This window comes from Ramlibacter cellulosilyticus (assembly GCF_014297465.1).
Taxonomy (GTDB): domain Bacteria; phylum Pseudomonadota; class Gammaproteobacteria; order Burkholderiales; family Burkholderiaceae_C; genus Ramlibacter; species Ramlibacter cellulosilyticus.
In genome coordinates, this window is the sequence record NZ_JACORT010000008.1 from 196,845 (window position 1) to 210,391 (window position 13,547).

The window sequence follows — 13,547 nt, forward strand, 5'->3', positions numbered from 1 at the left end:
CTCCACGGGGGAACGGGCGGATCACAGGATACGCCCAGTCCCCCACCCGTGGAAAGCCGCGCAGGAGAGCGGCCCGGGCTTTACTTGCGGCTGCCCGCGATCGCCTTTTCCGCCGCGTTCACGAGGTCGGCGCCGATCGTGTTCTTCCACTTCGCGTACACGGGGCGCGTGGCCTTCACGAAGGCTTCGCGCTCGGCGGCGGTCAGGTTGACGACGGTCGCGCCGTTGGCGGCGGCTTCCTTCATCAGCGGCTTGTCGGCTTCGACGAGGCCCTTGCGCGAGAGGGCGATGCCCTGCTTGCCCGCGTCGATGGCGGCCTGCTTCACGATCTCGCGATCGGCGGGCGTCCACGAGTTCCACACGTCCTTGTTGACGACGTAGATCAGCGGGTCGGCCATGTAGCCCCAGGTGGTGATGTACTTCTGGCCCACCGTATGCATCTTCAGCATGGTGTACAGGTACATCGGGTTCTCCTGGCCGTCCACGGCGCCGCTGGCCAGCGCGGGCTGCGCGTCGGCCCAGCTCATTTGCGTGGGGTTGGCGCCGAGGGCGGTGAACGTGTCGGAGAACAGGGGCGAGCCGACCACGCGGATCTTCATGCCCTTGAGGTCTACCGGCGTGCGGATCGCCTTCTTGCTGTTCGTCAGCTCGCGGAAGCCGTTCTCGGACCAGGCCAGCGGCATCGCGCCCGCCTTGTCCACCGCCGCGAAGATCTTCTTGCCCACGTCGCCCTGCGTCAGCGCGTCGAGGCCGGCGTAGTCGGGCGTCAGGAAGGGCAGCGAGAACAGGTTCAGTTCCTTGATCTGCGGCGACCAGTTGATCGTGGAGCCCACGGCCATGTCGATCACGCCCTGGCGCAGCGCGCTGAACTCGCGCGTCTGGTCGCCCTGGATCAGCGAGACGCCGGGGTACAGCTTGATGTTGATGCGGCCCTGCGTCCGCTCCTTCACCAGGTCGGCCCAGATCTTGCCGGACATGCCCCACGGCGTGGGCGGGCCCAGCACCAGCGACATCTTGTATTCGGCCTTGTAGTTGGACTGCGCGATCGCGCCTTGCGTGAACGCGAGCGCCGTAGCGGCCATGGCCAACCCGAGCAGGGTGCGGCGGAACTTCATCGAAACGTCTCCTTCAGAAAAAAACCATGTTGGGCCTCGCACGGCCCGTAGGCTGGGTTTCGCGAACGCGAACCCCAGCGATCACCCATCAATACCCCAATACGCGCGGCAACCACGTGGCGAGCGACGGGAACGCAATCACGAGCACCATCACGAATGCCATGCTCGCCAGCATCCACCCGACCCACCGCACGGTGCTCTCCATCGGCACCCCAGCGATCCGGCACGACACCATCAGGTTCACCGCCAGCGGCGGCGTGAACTGCCCCAGCGCCACCTTCAACGTCAGGATCACCCCGAACCACACCGGGTCCCACTTGTAGTACTGGACGATCGGCAGCAGCAGCGGCACGAAGATGAGGAAGATCGACACGCCGTCGAGGAACATGCCGACGGTCACCAGCATCAGGATCAACAGCGCCAGCACGCCGTACTCGCCCAGCCCGGAATTCACGATCGCCTTCGTCACCGGATCGATCACGCCCAGCGTCGACAGCGAGTACGCGAAGATGCCCGCCAGCGACACCACCAGCAGGATCACCGCCGACAGCTCGCCCGACTCGCGCAGGATGGTGAAGAGGTCGCGGACCTGGATCGTGCGGTGGATCACCATGCCCACGAAGAGCCCGTAGAACACCGCGACGACCGCGGCCTCCGTCGGCGTGAACCAGCCGGCGCGCATGCCGCCCAGGATCAGCACGGGCGCGATCAGCCCCCAGCTCGCGTCGCGAAGGCTGCGCCAGAAGGGCGGGCGAGGCAGGTCGGCTTCCGCCTTCCCCATGCCGTGGCGGCGCGCCATCCACACCGCGGGCACCATCAGTGCGATGCCGGCGAGCACGCCGGGGATCATGCCGGCTGCGAACAGCGCGGGGACCGACGCGCCCGGCACCAGCACCGAGTAGACGATGAACGCCACCGAGGGCGGGATCAGGATGTCGGTGGCGGCCGCGGCGCCGACCACGCTGGCCGAATACGAGGCCGGGTAGCCCGCGCGCGACATCGCCGCGATCATCACCGCGCCCACCGCGGCGGCGTTGGCCGGCCCCGACCCCGAGATGCCGCCCAGGAACATCGCGACCGCGATCGCCACCAGCGGCAGCATGCCCGGCCCGCGCCCGACGATCGCGATGGCGAAGTTCACCAGCCGCAGCGCCACGCCGGAGCGGTCGAAGATCGAGCCGACCAGCACGAACATGGGGATGGCGAGCAGCGGGTACTTGCCCAGGCCCGCGTAGAAGTTCTGCGGCACGGCGAGCAGGCCGTACCACTGCGTGTCGAGGTTCGCGAGCGCGATACAGGCGGCGCCGGCCAGTCCGAGCGCGGCGCCGATCGGCACGCCCAGCAGCAGCATGGCCAGGAAGGCCACGAACAGCAGCGTCGCGATCATGGCTGCCGCCCGCGGCGGAAGAACAGGCCCAGCGCGCGCCCGGCGATGGCGACCGACAGCACCGGCAGCCACACCGTGTACCACCACTGCGGCACGCCGATGCCGGGCGAGGTCTCGCCGAAGCGGATATCGTCGTACAGCGTGCGTCCGGACAGCACCGCCATCAGCGCGAACAGCACGAACACCATCAGCGCCCCGAACCGCGCCAGCGCCCGCTGCCGCGCGGGCGAGCCGCTGTCGGCGAAGAACTCGATGCGGATGTTCGCGTTGCGCGCCACGGCGGCCGACCCCGCCACCATGGCCAGCACGATCATCAGGAAGATCGAGAACTCCTCGGTCCAGGCGAAGGACTGGGAGGTGAAGTACCGGGCGATGACGTTGGCGAAGGTGATGAGCGCCAGCAGCGCCATCACGATGACGGTGAGCCAGTCTTCGATGGCGAGGGGGATGCGGGTGGGCTCGTCGGGGGAGCCGGGGACCGGCGGGAGGTCGTGGCCGGTTTCGGTGGGTTGGGGCATGGCTCGTGTACTACAGCGGCCGCTCGAATTCTAGAGACGCGCGACGGAGTACATCTTTTCACTACGGGCGAAACGGCTGACGTTTTGCCATGGAGGCCGTCCAACACGAGCGGCGTAGCGGGCTGGGGCATCAGTGCCGGAAACGAAGTGCCTCTGGGGCGCGCCAGCGCGATGCTGATCGCGAACGGGCGACTTCTTGCATCGTACCCATATCCGCCAAGTGGAGCGTGCCTTAGAGTGGTTGCTTCTTTCCGTCCTTGTACTGGTATAGGGTGGTCGCCGCGTTCTTGAGCTCACCGGTTTTCTCAAACGAAATTTGCGCGGTGACACCCGTGCAATTGGTGTTCTGTAGGAAGCGGATGTACTTCTTCGGATCGGCAGAGCCAGCGCGCTTCATGGCGTCGACCAGCACGAGCGTGGCGTCGTAGGTGTACGGACTGTACACTTGAAACTGGCCCGGGTACTTGGCGTCATAGCGCTTCTTCCAGGTCTCGCCGCGCGGCATTTTGGCAATGGAGGCGCCGCCCTCGGCACAGACTACGTTATTCAGAGTCTTGGCGCCGGCAGACAGCTTGGCGATCTCGGAGGTGCAGATGCCGTCCCCGCCAAAGTACTTGATGTTGGTCATGCCGAGTTGCTCCATCTGGCGCAGCATCGGCCCGGCCTGCGGATCCATCCCGCCATAGAAGATCGCATCGGGATTCTTAGACTTTACGGCGGTTAGGATAGCCATGAAGTCTGTCGCCTTGTCATTGGTGAACTGCTCGTCGACGACTTGCATGCCTTTGGACACGGCGGTCTTCTTGAACACTTCGGCGACGCCTTGGCCGTAGGCGGTGCGGTCGTCAATGATCGCGACCTTCTTCAGCTTCAGCCTGTCTGCGGCGTAGAGTGCCAGCGCAGCGCCCAACGCGTTGTCGTTGGCAATGATTCGATAGGTGGTGTCATAGCCAGGCTTGGTCAGCGCCGGGTTCGTTGCTGCGCCGGTGACGTGCGGGATGCCGCAGTCGTGATAGACCTTGGACGCTGGGATCGTGGTGCCGGAGTTCAGGTGACCCACCACGCCGGCCACCTTGGCGTCACACAGCTTTTGCGCGGCCGCTGTACCCTGCTTCGGGTCGGCGGCGTCGTCTTCCGCTTGGATTTCGAATCTGACCTTCTCACTACCAATTGAGATCCCTTGTCCGTTGAGATCCTCGATGGCCATGCGGACACCATTCTCGTTGTCCTTGCCATAGTGAGCCTGCGGTCCGGAGAGCGGGGCAACGTGACCGATCTTGATGGTCTTTCCGCCACTTCCCCCGCCACTATTGCCGCCACCTGCGCCGATGTCACTCGCCAGCCCGCACACGGCATTGGCAGATGAGTACCAAACAGTCAGAAGCAGGGCTGCTGTGAGCTGAAGACGATAGGCCGCCATGTTCAATGTCTCCTTCAAAGTTCTATGACGCGCTGCCCGTAGGACCGATAGCACTCAGTTCGATCTTGGCCCCGGTAGATGGCGAGGGGAGGAATTCCGTCCTGGACACCTGGGGTCTCATGGTCAACTACACACTTCTCTCCCTCGGTCATCCCCTCACGCTGATAGAACTCCCACCAGATGCGCAGGCGTTTGGGCCGCCTAGGGATGTCGATGACTGTTGTCAACATGGTTCCGCTGGTGCCGCCTTTGACGAGCAGGGGCGACTTCCCGTATTCGGTAAACACCCTGTAGCCAAGACAACTCTCCACTTCCTGGCAAGAGCGCTGCGTTGACTGACCTATGCCGGCGGCCTTCACGAGATCGTCATCGTGGAGGACCGCCATTCCGATAAATACACTTGCCGATTCGTCGGCCGACCTCGAAATGGGGAAAAGATTCCAGATGATTTGTACGCGGTACTTTCCATCCGGACGTGGCCCTAACACTGTCACCTTTTCATCCGACAGGCTGGTGTCGAACCGAGCACCCTTGGGGGTCAGAATGACACTCTTGTAGGTCACGGCTGCAAGCCCTCCGAATGAGATCAGGAGGATCAGCAAAGTGGCAAGCACCACGACTGGCCGATGATTCGGCTTGAAGATAGAGAGAATCTCGGGGCGATACAAAAGGGGAATGGAAATAAGCGCTACCGAGATCGCCCCCACTACAACGAGAGATTGCACGTTGTTGGGATTGACAGCTTGGATCAGAGCTGCAGAAAAAACCGAGAAGAGGAACCCGGCGAGTTGGATTGGCCCCCGAATCTGGGGAATGATCGTCACGAGCCGGAGGATGTCCAAACTGAACCCCGCAGCCGGGTTGGGGTCCGGTGGCTTGCTCTGGGATCTGCTCCGTGGTGCCATTTCGCCGTGCCTGGAGTGAGAGGCCGACGCTAGCCGCTTGGTGCGTCTAGCGTCATCCCCAAATGTTGCTATCTGCAGCTGTGGCGCGCTTCAGCACGGAGGTGGGCGCCCAAATCGCGCATCGCTCGTAGTTCTCGAGGTGGAACCGGCTAGAATCCGCCCCTGAACCGCGGGCGTCGTTCAATGGCAGGACCTGAGCTTCCCAAGCTCAAGACGTGGGTTCGATTCCCATCGCCCGCTCCAGATCCCTTCGGAAGCCTCTGAAATACGGGGCATTCCCGCTGTCGCGGAAAGTCTGGGAAGCCCTGGGTTCCCGCCTTCGCGGGAATGACGACTACGGGGCGAACCCACCCCCCAGCGCCAGGTGCAGGTTCACCCGCTGGATCAACCTCTCCCCCTGCACCCTCGCCAGCGTAGCCCGCGCCGCATGCAGCGCCAGCTGCTGGTTCTGCACCCCGCGCAAGTCTCCGCTGCCCACGTCGTATCGCGTCCGGGCAAAGCCCAGGGCCGATTCGTTCGCGCGGACGGCGCGCGTCAGCACGTCGGCACGGGAGTCCAGCGTGAACGACTGCGACAGCGCCCCTTCCACTTCCCCGAACGCCCGTGAGCCGATCCGGCCGTAGTCGGCGATCGCCGCCTTCTGCTCCGCGCTCCGCGCATCCACCTGCGCCTGCAACGCCCCCGCATTGAAGATCGGCGCCAGCAGCGTCGCCCCGACGCTCCAGACCGGGTTGTCGCGCTCCTTCATCAGGAAAATGTCGCTGCTGATCGAACTCACGCTCGCCGTCAGCGAGATCGCCGGCAACCGCGCAGCCTTCGCCTGCTCGGTCCGATAGAAAGCAGCGGCAATCCGGCGTTCGGCAGCCCGCACGTCCGGCCGCCGCTCCAGCAGCTCCGACGGCAACCCCGCCGGCACCGGCCCCGGCAGCGCTGGCAGCGTCACGCCCGGATCCACCGAGCCGGACGGATACCGCCCCGCCAGGATCTCGATCGCCCGCAACGCATTCAACCGCGCGATCTCCGCCTGCAGTTGCACGTCGCGGTACGAGAGCGCGCTTGCCTCGGCCTGGCTGACTTCCAGCTCGTCGGACTTGCCCACGCGCACGCGCTCGCGCGAGAGGTCCACCAGCGCCTGCGACGACTGGATCATGTCCCCTGCAATCGCCCGCTGCACCGCGGCCTCGCGCGCCATGAACCAGCTCTTGGCCACCAGGGCCGCGATCGACTCGCGCGCGTACACGGCATCGAGCGCCGTTGCTTCGTAGGTCGCCGTTGCCGCCGCACGGGAAGCGCGAACGCGCCCCCACAAGTCCAGCTCCCAGCTCGCGAACAAGCCGATGCCTGAGACGCCGCTCCCGTCCCCGCCCGCCTTGCCGCCCCCATGCCCCGCGAGGTTCACCGTCGGATAGAGGGCGGCCCCCGCGGCACGCGCGCTCGCCTCCGCGGCTTCCACGCGCGCGGCGGCGATCTGCAGGTCGGGGTTGTAGGCCACCGCTTCGGCGATCAGCCGTTCGAGCTGCGGGTCCTGGAACTGCGTCACCCAGCCATTCGTCACCGGGCCGGGCGCCGTCGGCCCGCCGGTCCACTGCCCCGGCACCTGCGTGTTCGGCAGCGCCTGGGACCGGATCTGCCCGGCATCCGGCGGCGTCTTGAGCGCGCAGCCGCCGGCGAGGGCCGCGCACGCGAGGGCGAGGGGCAGGCGGCGCATCAGTGCAGCTTCAGGATGAGGTAGTTGATCTTGGTGTTGATCCGCAGGATCACCTTGCGGATGATGTGGATCATCTCGCCGCTCTCCGTGTAGATCGCCGCGTTGCCCCGCGCGCCGGCTGCGAAGAAGACGTCGCGGAACTTGGGGTCCACGGTCAGCTTGACGGGGAAGCGCGCCGGAGGCGGCCCGGCCGCGCCGGTCTGCGGCAGTGCGACGCTGTTGACGGACTGGCCCTGGCCCTGCGCCCAGATGATGGAGTCCACCTTCGCCTTGATGATCTCGCCCGGCAGGGTCTCCAGCACGATCTCGGCCTCGTCGCCCGGCTTCACCTGCGTGAGCTCGTTCTGGTCGTAGAGCGCAACGACCGTGAACTCGTCTTCCACGAAGGAGAGCGACGGCGTGTTGGCCAGCACGGCCACCATCGCGCCAGGGCGCAGCTGCACGTTCACGGGCGTGCCGTTCGCGGGCGCATAGGCGACGGTCTGCGCCAGCTCCCACTTCGCCTGTTCCAGCTGTGCGCGCGTCTGCGCGATCTGCGCCCACTCGCCGCCGGACTTCGCCCCCATGCGCTGGCGGATCTGGCGCTCGCCGGCGAGGGCCTGGCCCCACGCGCTGCGGGCCTGCGCCTCGGCGCTGCGGGCGCTATCGAGCGCGCTCTGCGCATTGCGAAGGTTGGTCTCCGCCTGCTCCAGGTCGAAGCGGTTGCCCGCGCCCTTCGCCACCAGCTCGCGGTTCTGCGCCGCGCGCCGCGTGGCCAGTTCCAGCTCGGCGCCCGCCTGCGCGACGCGCGCCGCCGCCTGGTCGATGGCCGACCGCGAGGACGAAACCTGCGCCACGGAGCCCGCCAGCTGCTCCTCCAGCTCGCGGCTGCTGCCCACCGTATTGGCGAGCTGCGCTTCCAGCGCATTCACCTGCAGCTGGTAGGGGGTGGGGTCGACGCGGTACAGGACGTCGCCCTTGCGCAAGGGCTTGTTGCCGTCCGCCACCTCGATCACCCGCCCGCGCACCTGCGAGGAGATGTTCGCGACGTACTTGATCACCCGGACGTCATGCGACGAAGGCGCGAAGACGTTGAGGGCCAGGATCAGCGCGGTGAGGCCCACCACCGGGATGGTGACCACGATGACCATGGAGGCCGTGTTCCACGGCAGCCACTTGAACTTGAAGAAGATCAGCCAGACGAAGAACGAGTAGATCGCGAGCAGCAGGACTTCCATTACCGTGCTCCTCCCGCCACCGCTTCGGCCCGGGGCGGGTCGACGGCGGCCAGCACGGGCTGCGAGCGCGCGGCCGGCAGCGTCTCCAGGCGCTCCGTCAGCCGCTGGAGCTCGGGCGGCAGCGGGCCCTTGGCGGCCATGGCGGCCAGCTCGATGCGCAGTTGCGCGACCTGCTCCGGCGGCAGCTTGCCGGCGACGGCCAGGTTGCCGAGCTCCAGGTAGTAGTCCTCGTGCTTGTCGGTGCCGTAGACCGCGCGGTGGGCGATGGGCCGCGAGTAGGCCCACAGCCACGCGAAAGGCCACAGCATGCCGCCGAAGAACAGCGACAGCAGGCACAGCACGTGGATGGAGTCCTTCTGCGGATGGTGGCGCTTCTCCGCGATCTTCTCCGGCATCACGTGCACGATCCAGAAGGCCGCGATCGCGATGGCCGGGACGATGAAGATGATGACCCAGGACAGGACGTTGGCCGCCGAATCCAGGGCTTCCCCGGACAGGAACGAGGCGTGCGCCGCCAGGGGCGAAAGCAGCGCCGGCCAGGCGAGGGCGCGTCGCAGGTTCATGAGGTGCTCCGCTTTCGGGAAGTAATGCAGCCGGAAGCGTGCCCCACGCGCCGGGGCCGCGGAATTGCCCTTTGTGCCTACCGGCGGCGGGGCAGCCGGGTTGCCCCTAAGCCCTATGGGCGCGCCACGGGCCGAAGCGTAGTCTGCCCGCACCCTGCAGTAGCAGTCCCTTCCCATTTGCCCGGAGGACCCCCATGGCCAAGGAAAGAGCCGCCGACAAGCCCAGCGAGCTGACCCTCGCCGATTTCTTCTCCGCGACGGACGCCCGCCGCGACCGCTGGAGCCGGCTCGAGGCCTGCGCGGAGGCCTACGGCGCGGGCCGCGGCGGCAGCAGCGACAAGCTGCTCGGCGAGATCCGCACGCTGCTCGATGGCATGGAGCCGCTGGAGCACTTCTGGGCCTACCCCGGCCCGGCGCTGATGCATTCGCTGCGCGACCTGCTCGCCGGCGGCGACGGCGCTGCGTTCGCGGGCGCGGTGCACCGCATGAAGAGCACCATCTTCTCCGGCGCCTACCGGCGCGACCCCTCCGCCTGGGTGCTCGAGGAGGAAACGGAGACCAGCCTCGCCGACCGCCTGCCGCCGGGCCTCGTCGACGGCACCTACAAGCCCTACTTCGAGCTGCTCACCGTGGCGCCCGAGGCCTCCCGCACGAACAGCTCGCAGCGCGAGCTGCGCAAGCTGCGCCGGCCCGAGGACCCGTTCACCTACGAGCCCGTGCAGGCCTCGAGCTTCGAGGACGCCATGGTGGCGGTCATCGTCAACACCAACCTGCAGGCCGTCGTGATCTACGACGGCTTCCAGTACAAGTCGCGCCACGCCCTGTCCGAGCTGGGCGAGCTGATCCGCCGGCACGTGAAGATTTCCGACGACGGCATGCCCAGCGCCTATGGCCTGCAGCTCGCCTCGGCGATCAAGAAGGTCCGCCCCGAGCTGGACATCTACCTCGTGAGCGAGCGCGGCGTGGAGGAGGCCGCCACCAGCGAGCAGAGCCGCCTGGTGCGCCGCGTCTTCTACGAGATCGAGGAGCTGATGGAGCTGCACCTGAGCATCATGGCCGGCGTGCAGGAGCGCTACGCCACGCCCTTCTTCGACAACCTCAAGAAGTACGCGGCGCGGCCGATCGGCACCTTCCACGCGCTGCCCGTGGCGCGCGGCAAGTCGATCTTCAAGTCGAACTGGATCAAGGACATGGGCCAGTTCTACGGCGCCAACCTGTTCCTGGCCGAGTCGTCCGCCACCACCGGCGGCCTCGACAGCCTGCTGGACCCGGCGGGCAACATCAAGGAAGCGCAGGACAAGGCGGCGCGCGCCTTCGGGGCCGACAAGGTTTTCTTCGGCACCAACGGCACGTCCACATCGAACAAGATCATCGTGCAGGCGGTGTGCCGGCCCGGTGACATCGTGCTCATCGACCGCAACTGCCACAAGTCGCACCACTACGGCCTGGTGCTGGCCGGCTCGCAGCCGCTGTACGTGGAAGCCTTCCCGATGGTGGAGTACTCCATGTACGGCGCCGTGCCGCTGCGCACCATCAAGCAGGCGCTGCTCACGCTGAAGGCAGAGGGCAACCTGGACAAGGTCCGCATGCTGGACCTGACCAACTGCACGTTCGACGGGCACATGTACAACTGCCGCCGCGTCATGGAGGAATGCCTGGCCATCAAGCCGGACCTGATCTTCCTGTGGGACGAGGCGTGGTTCGGCTTCGCGCGCTTCTCGCCCTTCCACCGGGTTCGCACCGCCATGGGCGCGGCCGCGGCGCTGGAGGAGAAGTTCGCGTCCGAGGCCTACCGCGCCGAATACGCGGAGTGGAAGAAGTCCATGGGCGGCAAGGTGGGCGCGGACCTGGACGCCGGCAACCCCGCGCTGCTCGAGACGCGCCTGCTGCCCGACCCGGAGAAGGCGCGCATCCGCGTCTACCAGGCCAACTCCACGCACAAGTCGATGTCGGCGCTGCGCCAGGGGTCCATGATCTTCGTGAAGGACCAGGACTTCCACGAGATCGAGGAGCAGTTCCACGAGGCCTTCTACACGCACACGTCGACGTCGCCCAACCAGCAGATCATCGCGTCGCTGGACCTCGCCCGCCGCCAGATGGAGCTGGAAGGCTACGAGCTGGTCATGTCGGCGATCGACCTCGCGCTGGACCTGCGGCGCCAGGTGAACAACCACCCGCTGATCTCCAAGTACTTCCGCATCCTCACGCCGGGCGAGATGGTGCCCAGGGAGTTCCGCGCCTCGGGCGTCGAGGACTACGGCCGCAACGGTGCCTCCTGGAACAAGGTGGTGGACGCGTGGCACGAGGACGAGTTCGCCCTGGACCCGACCCGCCTGACCATCGTCACCGGCCGCGCGGGCTTCGACGGCACGCAGTTCAAGGGCCTGCTCGCGAGCAAGTACGACGTGCAGATCAACAAGACGTCGCGCAACTCGATCCTGGTGCAGACCAACATCAACAACACGCGCAGCGACATCGCCCACCTGCTGAAGGTGCTGGCGGACGTGGCGCGCGACGTGGACCAGCGCCTGAAGGAGGCCGAGCCGGTGGAGCGCGAGGCTTTCGCCGCACGCGTCAAGTCGCTGATGGAGGACGTGCCGGACCTGCCCAACTTCAGCCGCTTCCACGACGCCTTCCGCGACAACGTCGAGGCCGGCACCTCCCAGGGCCACATGCGCGCCGCCTTCTTCACCGCCTACCGCGGCGAGGACTGCGACCACATCAAGCTGAACGATCCGCAGATCGACGAGCGCATCCGCAACGGCCCGCCGCTGGTGTCCGCGAACTTCGTCATCCCGTACCCGCCCGGCTTCCCGATCATGGTGCCGGGGCAGGTGATCGAGGCGGACACCATCACCTTCATGCGCAAGCTGGACGTGAAGGAGATCCACGGCTACGACGCGTCGCTCGGGCTGAAGCTGCTGAAGCCGGAGTCGCTGGGCAAGAGGGGCAAGAAGTCGTCGCCGGCCGACCTGTAGAGCCGACATTCCAGAGGAGATTGAGATGCAATCGTTGTTCCAATGGATGGCGGACAACCCGTTCGCCCTCTTGTTCATCGCGGTGGGGCTGGCCGTCTGGGTCGGGCGCTTCAGCTTCAAGGGCTACGGGCTGGGCATGGTGGCCGCGGCCATCATCATCGGCTGCGGCATGTCCACGTGGGCCTCGGTCTACGGCGTCAAGCTGGAGCTGAACAACTTCGCCAAGAGCCTCTTCTACTACCTGTTCATGTACGGCGTGGGGCTGCGGGTCGGGCCTTCGTTCGTGAACAGCCTGAAGGGCGACGGGCTGACGTTCACGCTGCTGGCGTTCATCGCCTCGGTGCTGGGCCTCGGCCTCTGCGTGATCGGCGCCAAGATGCTGGAGCTGCCGCCCGGCGCCGCCGGCGGGCTGCTCGCGGGTTCGCAGACCATGTCCGCGGCCATCGGCTCCGCGGAGCAGGCCGTGACGCAGGGCGCGGTGAAGCTCGCGGCGGGCACGACGCCGGAGCAGGTCTCCGCGATGATCGCGCTCTCCTACGGCATCAGCTACATCTGGGGCACGGTCGGCATCATCCTGATCTGCAAGTACCTGCCCAAGTGGTGGGGGCTGGACGCCAGGGCGGCCGCGGCGGAGTACGAGCGCGAGCACGGCGTGCGCAACGTGGACGACGTGGGCCTCAGCGGCTACCGTCCTTTCGCCGTGCGGGCCTACAAGCTCGAGAACGCGCAGTGGAGCGGCAAGAGCATCCAGGACTTCCGCGACCAGTACCCGGAATACCGGGTGATCAACGTGCGGCGCGGCCAGGAGATCCTGGGCAGCGACCCGACGCTGAAGGTGATGTCCGGCGACGTGGTGGCGCTGGCCGGAACGCGCGGCGACATGACGGCCAACCTCGGCATCATCGGCCCCGAAGTCGACGACCGCCAGGTGCTGAACATCCCGCTGGCCCAGGCGGAAGTGCTGCTGACGAACAAGGATGCCGTGGGCCGCACGCTCGGCTCCTTCAGCCGCGGCGAGCTCGCCGGCCAGCTGCAGGTCACGCGCATCGAGCGCGCCGGCGTGCCCATCCCGGTGGGCACCGACACCGAGCTGCAGCGCATGGACGTGATCTTCATCGCCGGCGTGCAGGGCGCCGTGAAGCGCGCGGCCGAGCTCCTGGGCCGCTTCGCGACGCCCAGCACGGCCACCGACCTGCTGACGCTGTCCGTGGGCATGATCCTCGGCCTGCTGATCGGCGCGATCTCCTTCCCGGCGTTCGGCGCCAGCGTGGGCCTCGGCAACGCGGGCGGCCTGCTGGTCTCCGGCGTGATCATCTCCTCGCTGCAGTCGCGGCTGCGCTTCTTCGGCAACACGCCCAATGCCGCGCGCAACATCCTGGAGGACCTGGGCCTCGTGGTGTTCGTCGCCATCGTGGGCATCAACGCCGGCAACTCGCTGCTGGCGCAGCTCACGGGCGTGCTGGCGCTGAAGATCTTCGTCGTCGGCTTCATCGCCTGCACGATCCCGCCCTTCGTGGTCTGGGCGATCGGCTACCACGTGTTCAAGATCAACCCCGCCGTGCTGATGGGCGGCGTGGCCGGTGCGCGCTCGCACTCCGGCCCGTGCCGCGAGGCCGCGAAGGAGATCAACAGCACCGTGCCGTGGATCGGCTTCCCGGTGGCGTATGCCGTCAGCGGCATCCTGCTGACGATCTTCGGCTACTTCGCGATGGTGCTCGCGCAGTAGGGCGGTGGGT

The 13,547-nt window shown here is 66.9% G+C and carries 10 protein-coding genes and 1 tRNA gene; 3 read left to right on the forward strand and 8 right to left on the reverse strand.

Annotated features, from left to right (window positions below):
* Positions 1-80: 80 nt before the first annotated feature.
* The 5 genes from H8N03_RS18540 to H8N03_RS18560 form a co-directional block, all read right to left on the reverse strand.
* On the reverse strand, positions 81-1,115 hold the full coding sequence (locus tag H8N03_RS18540; RefSeq protein ID WP_187077689.1) for a DctP family TRAP transporter solute-binding subunit: 1,035 nt from the start codon (positions 1,113-1,115) through the stop codon (positions 81-83).
* Between the two features lie 88 nt (positions 1,116-1,203).
* Positions 1,204-2,502, reverse strand: coding sequence for a TRAP transporter large permease (locus H8N03_RS18545; protein WP_187077690.1), 1,299 nt, complete (start codon positions 2,500-2,502; stop codon positions 1,204-1,206).
* Complete coding sequence (locus tag H8N03_RS18550) at positions 2,499-3,020, reverse strand: TRAP transporter small permease (protein WP_187077691.1); 522 nt, start codon at positions 3,018-3,020, stop codon at positions 2,499-2,501. Before H8N03_RS18550 ends, H8N03_RS18545 begins: the two co-directional genes overlap by 4 nt.
* A gap of 232 nt (positions 3,021-3,252) precedes the next feature.
* Entirely contained in the window at positions 3,253-4,440 is a 1,188-nt protein-coding gene (locus H8N03_RS18555; RefSeq protein WP_187077692.1) for a branched-chain amino acid ABC transporter substrate-binding protein, read from the reverse strand.
* A 14-nt stretch (positions 4,441-4,454) separates the two neighbouring features.
* Complete coding sequence (locus H8N03_RS18560; RefSeq protein WP_187077693.1) at positions 4,455-5,264, reverse strand: hypothetical protein; 810 nt, start codon at positions 5,262-5,264, stop codon at positions 4,455-4,457.
* A 250-nt stretch (positions 5,265-5,514) separates the two neighbouring features.
* Here H8N03_RS18560 and H8N03_RS18565 point away from each other — a divergent pair.
* Positions 5,515-5,588 (forward strand) — tRNA-Gly (locus H8N03_RS18565).
* 91 nt (positions 5,589-5,679) lie between these two features.
* Here H8N03_RS18565 and H8N03_RS18570 read toward each other — a convergent pair.
* From H8N03_RS18570 to H8N03_RS18580, 3 genes are read right to left on the reverse strand one after another with little or no spacing between them, the layout of a single operon-like run.
* A complete protein-coding gene (locus H8N03_RS18570; RefSeq protein ID WP_187077694.1) occupies positions 5,680-7,053 on the reverse strand; it encodes an efflux transporter outer membrane subunit in 1,374 nt (457 codons plus the stop codon).
* Positions 7,053-8,270: an HlyD family secretion protein gene (locus H8N03_RS18575; RefSeq protein ID WP_187077695.1), complete on the reverse strand. Its 1,218-nt coding sequence runs from the start codon at positions 8,268-8,270 to the stop codon at positions 7,053-7,055. The genes H8N03_RS18570 and H8N03_RS18575 overlap by 1 nt, the downstream gene beginning before the upstream one ends.
* Complete coding sequence (locus H8N03_RS18580; RefSeq protein WP_187077696.1) at positions 8,270-8,833, reverse strand: DUF3302 domain-containing protein; 564 nt, start codon at positions 8,831-8,833, stop codon at positions 8,270-8,272. The genes H8N03_RS18575 and H8N03_RS18580 overlap by 1 nt, the downstream gene beginning before the upstream one ends.
* Before the next feature lie 194 nt (positions 8,834-9,027).
* Here H8N03_RS18580 and H8N03_RS18585 point away from each other — a divergent pair, with 194 nt between their 5' ends.
* Positions 9,028-11,811: an aminotransferase class I/II-fold pyridoxal phosphate-dependent enzyme gene (locus tag H8N03_RS18585; RefSeq protein WP_187077697.1), complete on the forward strand. Its 2,784-nt coding sequence runs from the start codon at positions 9,028-9,030 to the stop codon at positions 11,809-11,811.
* Positions 11,812-11,836: 25 nt separating this feature from the next.
* Positions 11,837-13,537: an aspartate:alanine exchanger family transporter gene (locus H8N03_RS18590; RefSeq protein WP_187077698.1), complete on the forward strand. Its 1,701-nt coding sequence runs from the start codon at positions 11,837-11,839 to the stop codon at positions 13,535-13,537.
* Positions 13,538-13,547: the final 10 nt, after the last annotated feature.

What these genes read in the sequence shown, in the direction of transcription:
- H8N03_RS18540 (WP_187077689.1), bottom strand. Translation starts at nt 1,115, where the DNA reads ATGAAGTTCCGCCGCACCCTGCTCGGGTTGGCCATGGCCGCTACGGCG.
- H8N03_RS18545 (WP_187077690.1), bottom strand. Translation starts at nt 2,502, where the DNA reads ATGATCGCGACGCTGCTGTTCGTGGCCTTCCTGGCCATGCTGCTGCTG.
- H8N03_RS18550 (WP_187077691.1), bottom strand. Translation starts at nt 3,020, where the DNA reads ATGCCCCAACCCACCGAAACCGGCCACGACCTCCCGCCGGTCCCCGGC.
- H8N03_RS18555 (WP_187077692.1), bottom strand. Translation starts at nt 4,440, where the DNA reads ATGGCGGCCTATCGTCTTCAGCTCACAGCAGCCCTGCTTCTGACTGTT.
- H8N03_RS18570 (WP_187077694.1), bottom strand. Translation starts at nt 7,053, where the DNA reads ATGCGCCGCCTGCCCCTCGCCCTCGCGTGCGCGGCCCTCGCCGGCGGC.
- H8N03_RS18575 (WP_187077695.1), bottom strand. Translation starts at nt 8,270, where the DNA reads ATGGAAGTCCTGCTGCTCGCGATCTACTCGTTCTTCGTCTGGCTGATC.
- H8N03_RS18580 (WP_187077696.1), bottom strand. Translation starts at nt 8,833, where the DNA reads ATGAACCTGCGACGCGCCCTCGCCTGGCCGGCGCTGCTTTCGCCCCTG.
- H8N03_RS18585 (WP_187077697.1), top strand. Translation starts at nt 9,028, where the DNA reads ATGGCCAAGGAAAGAGCCGCCGACAAGCCCAGCGAGCTGACCCTCGCC.
- H8N03_RS18590 (WP_187077698.1), top strand. Translation starts at nt 11,837, where the DNA reads ATGCAATCGTTGTTCCAATGGATGGCGGACAACCCGTTCGCCCTCTTG.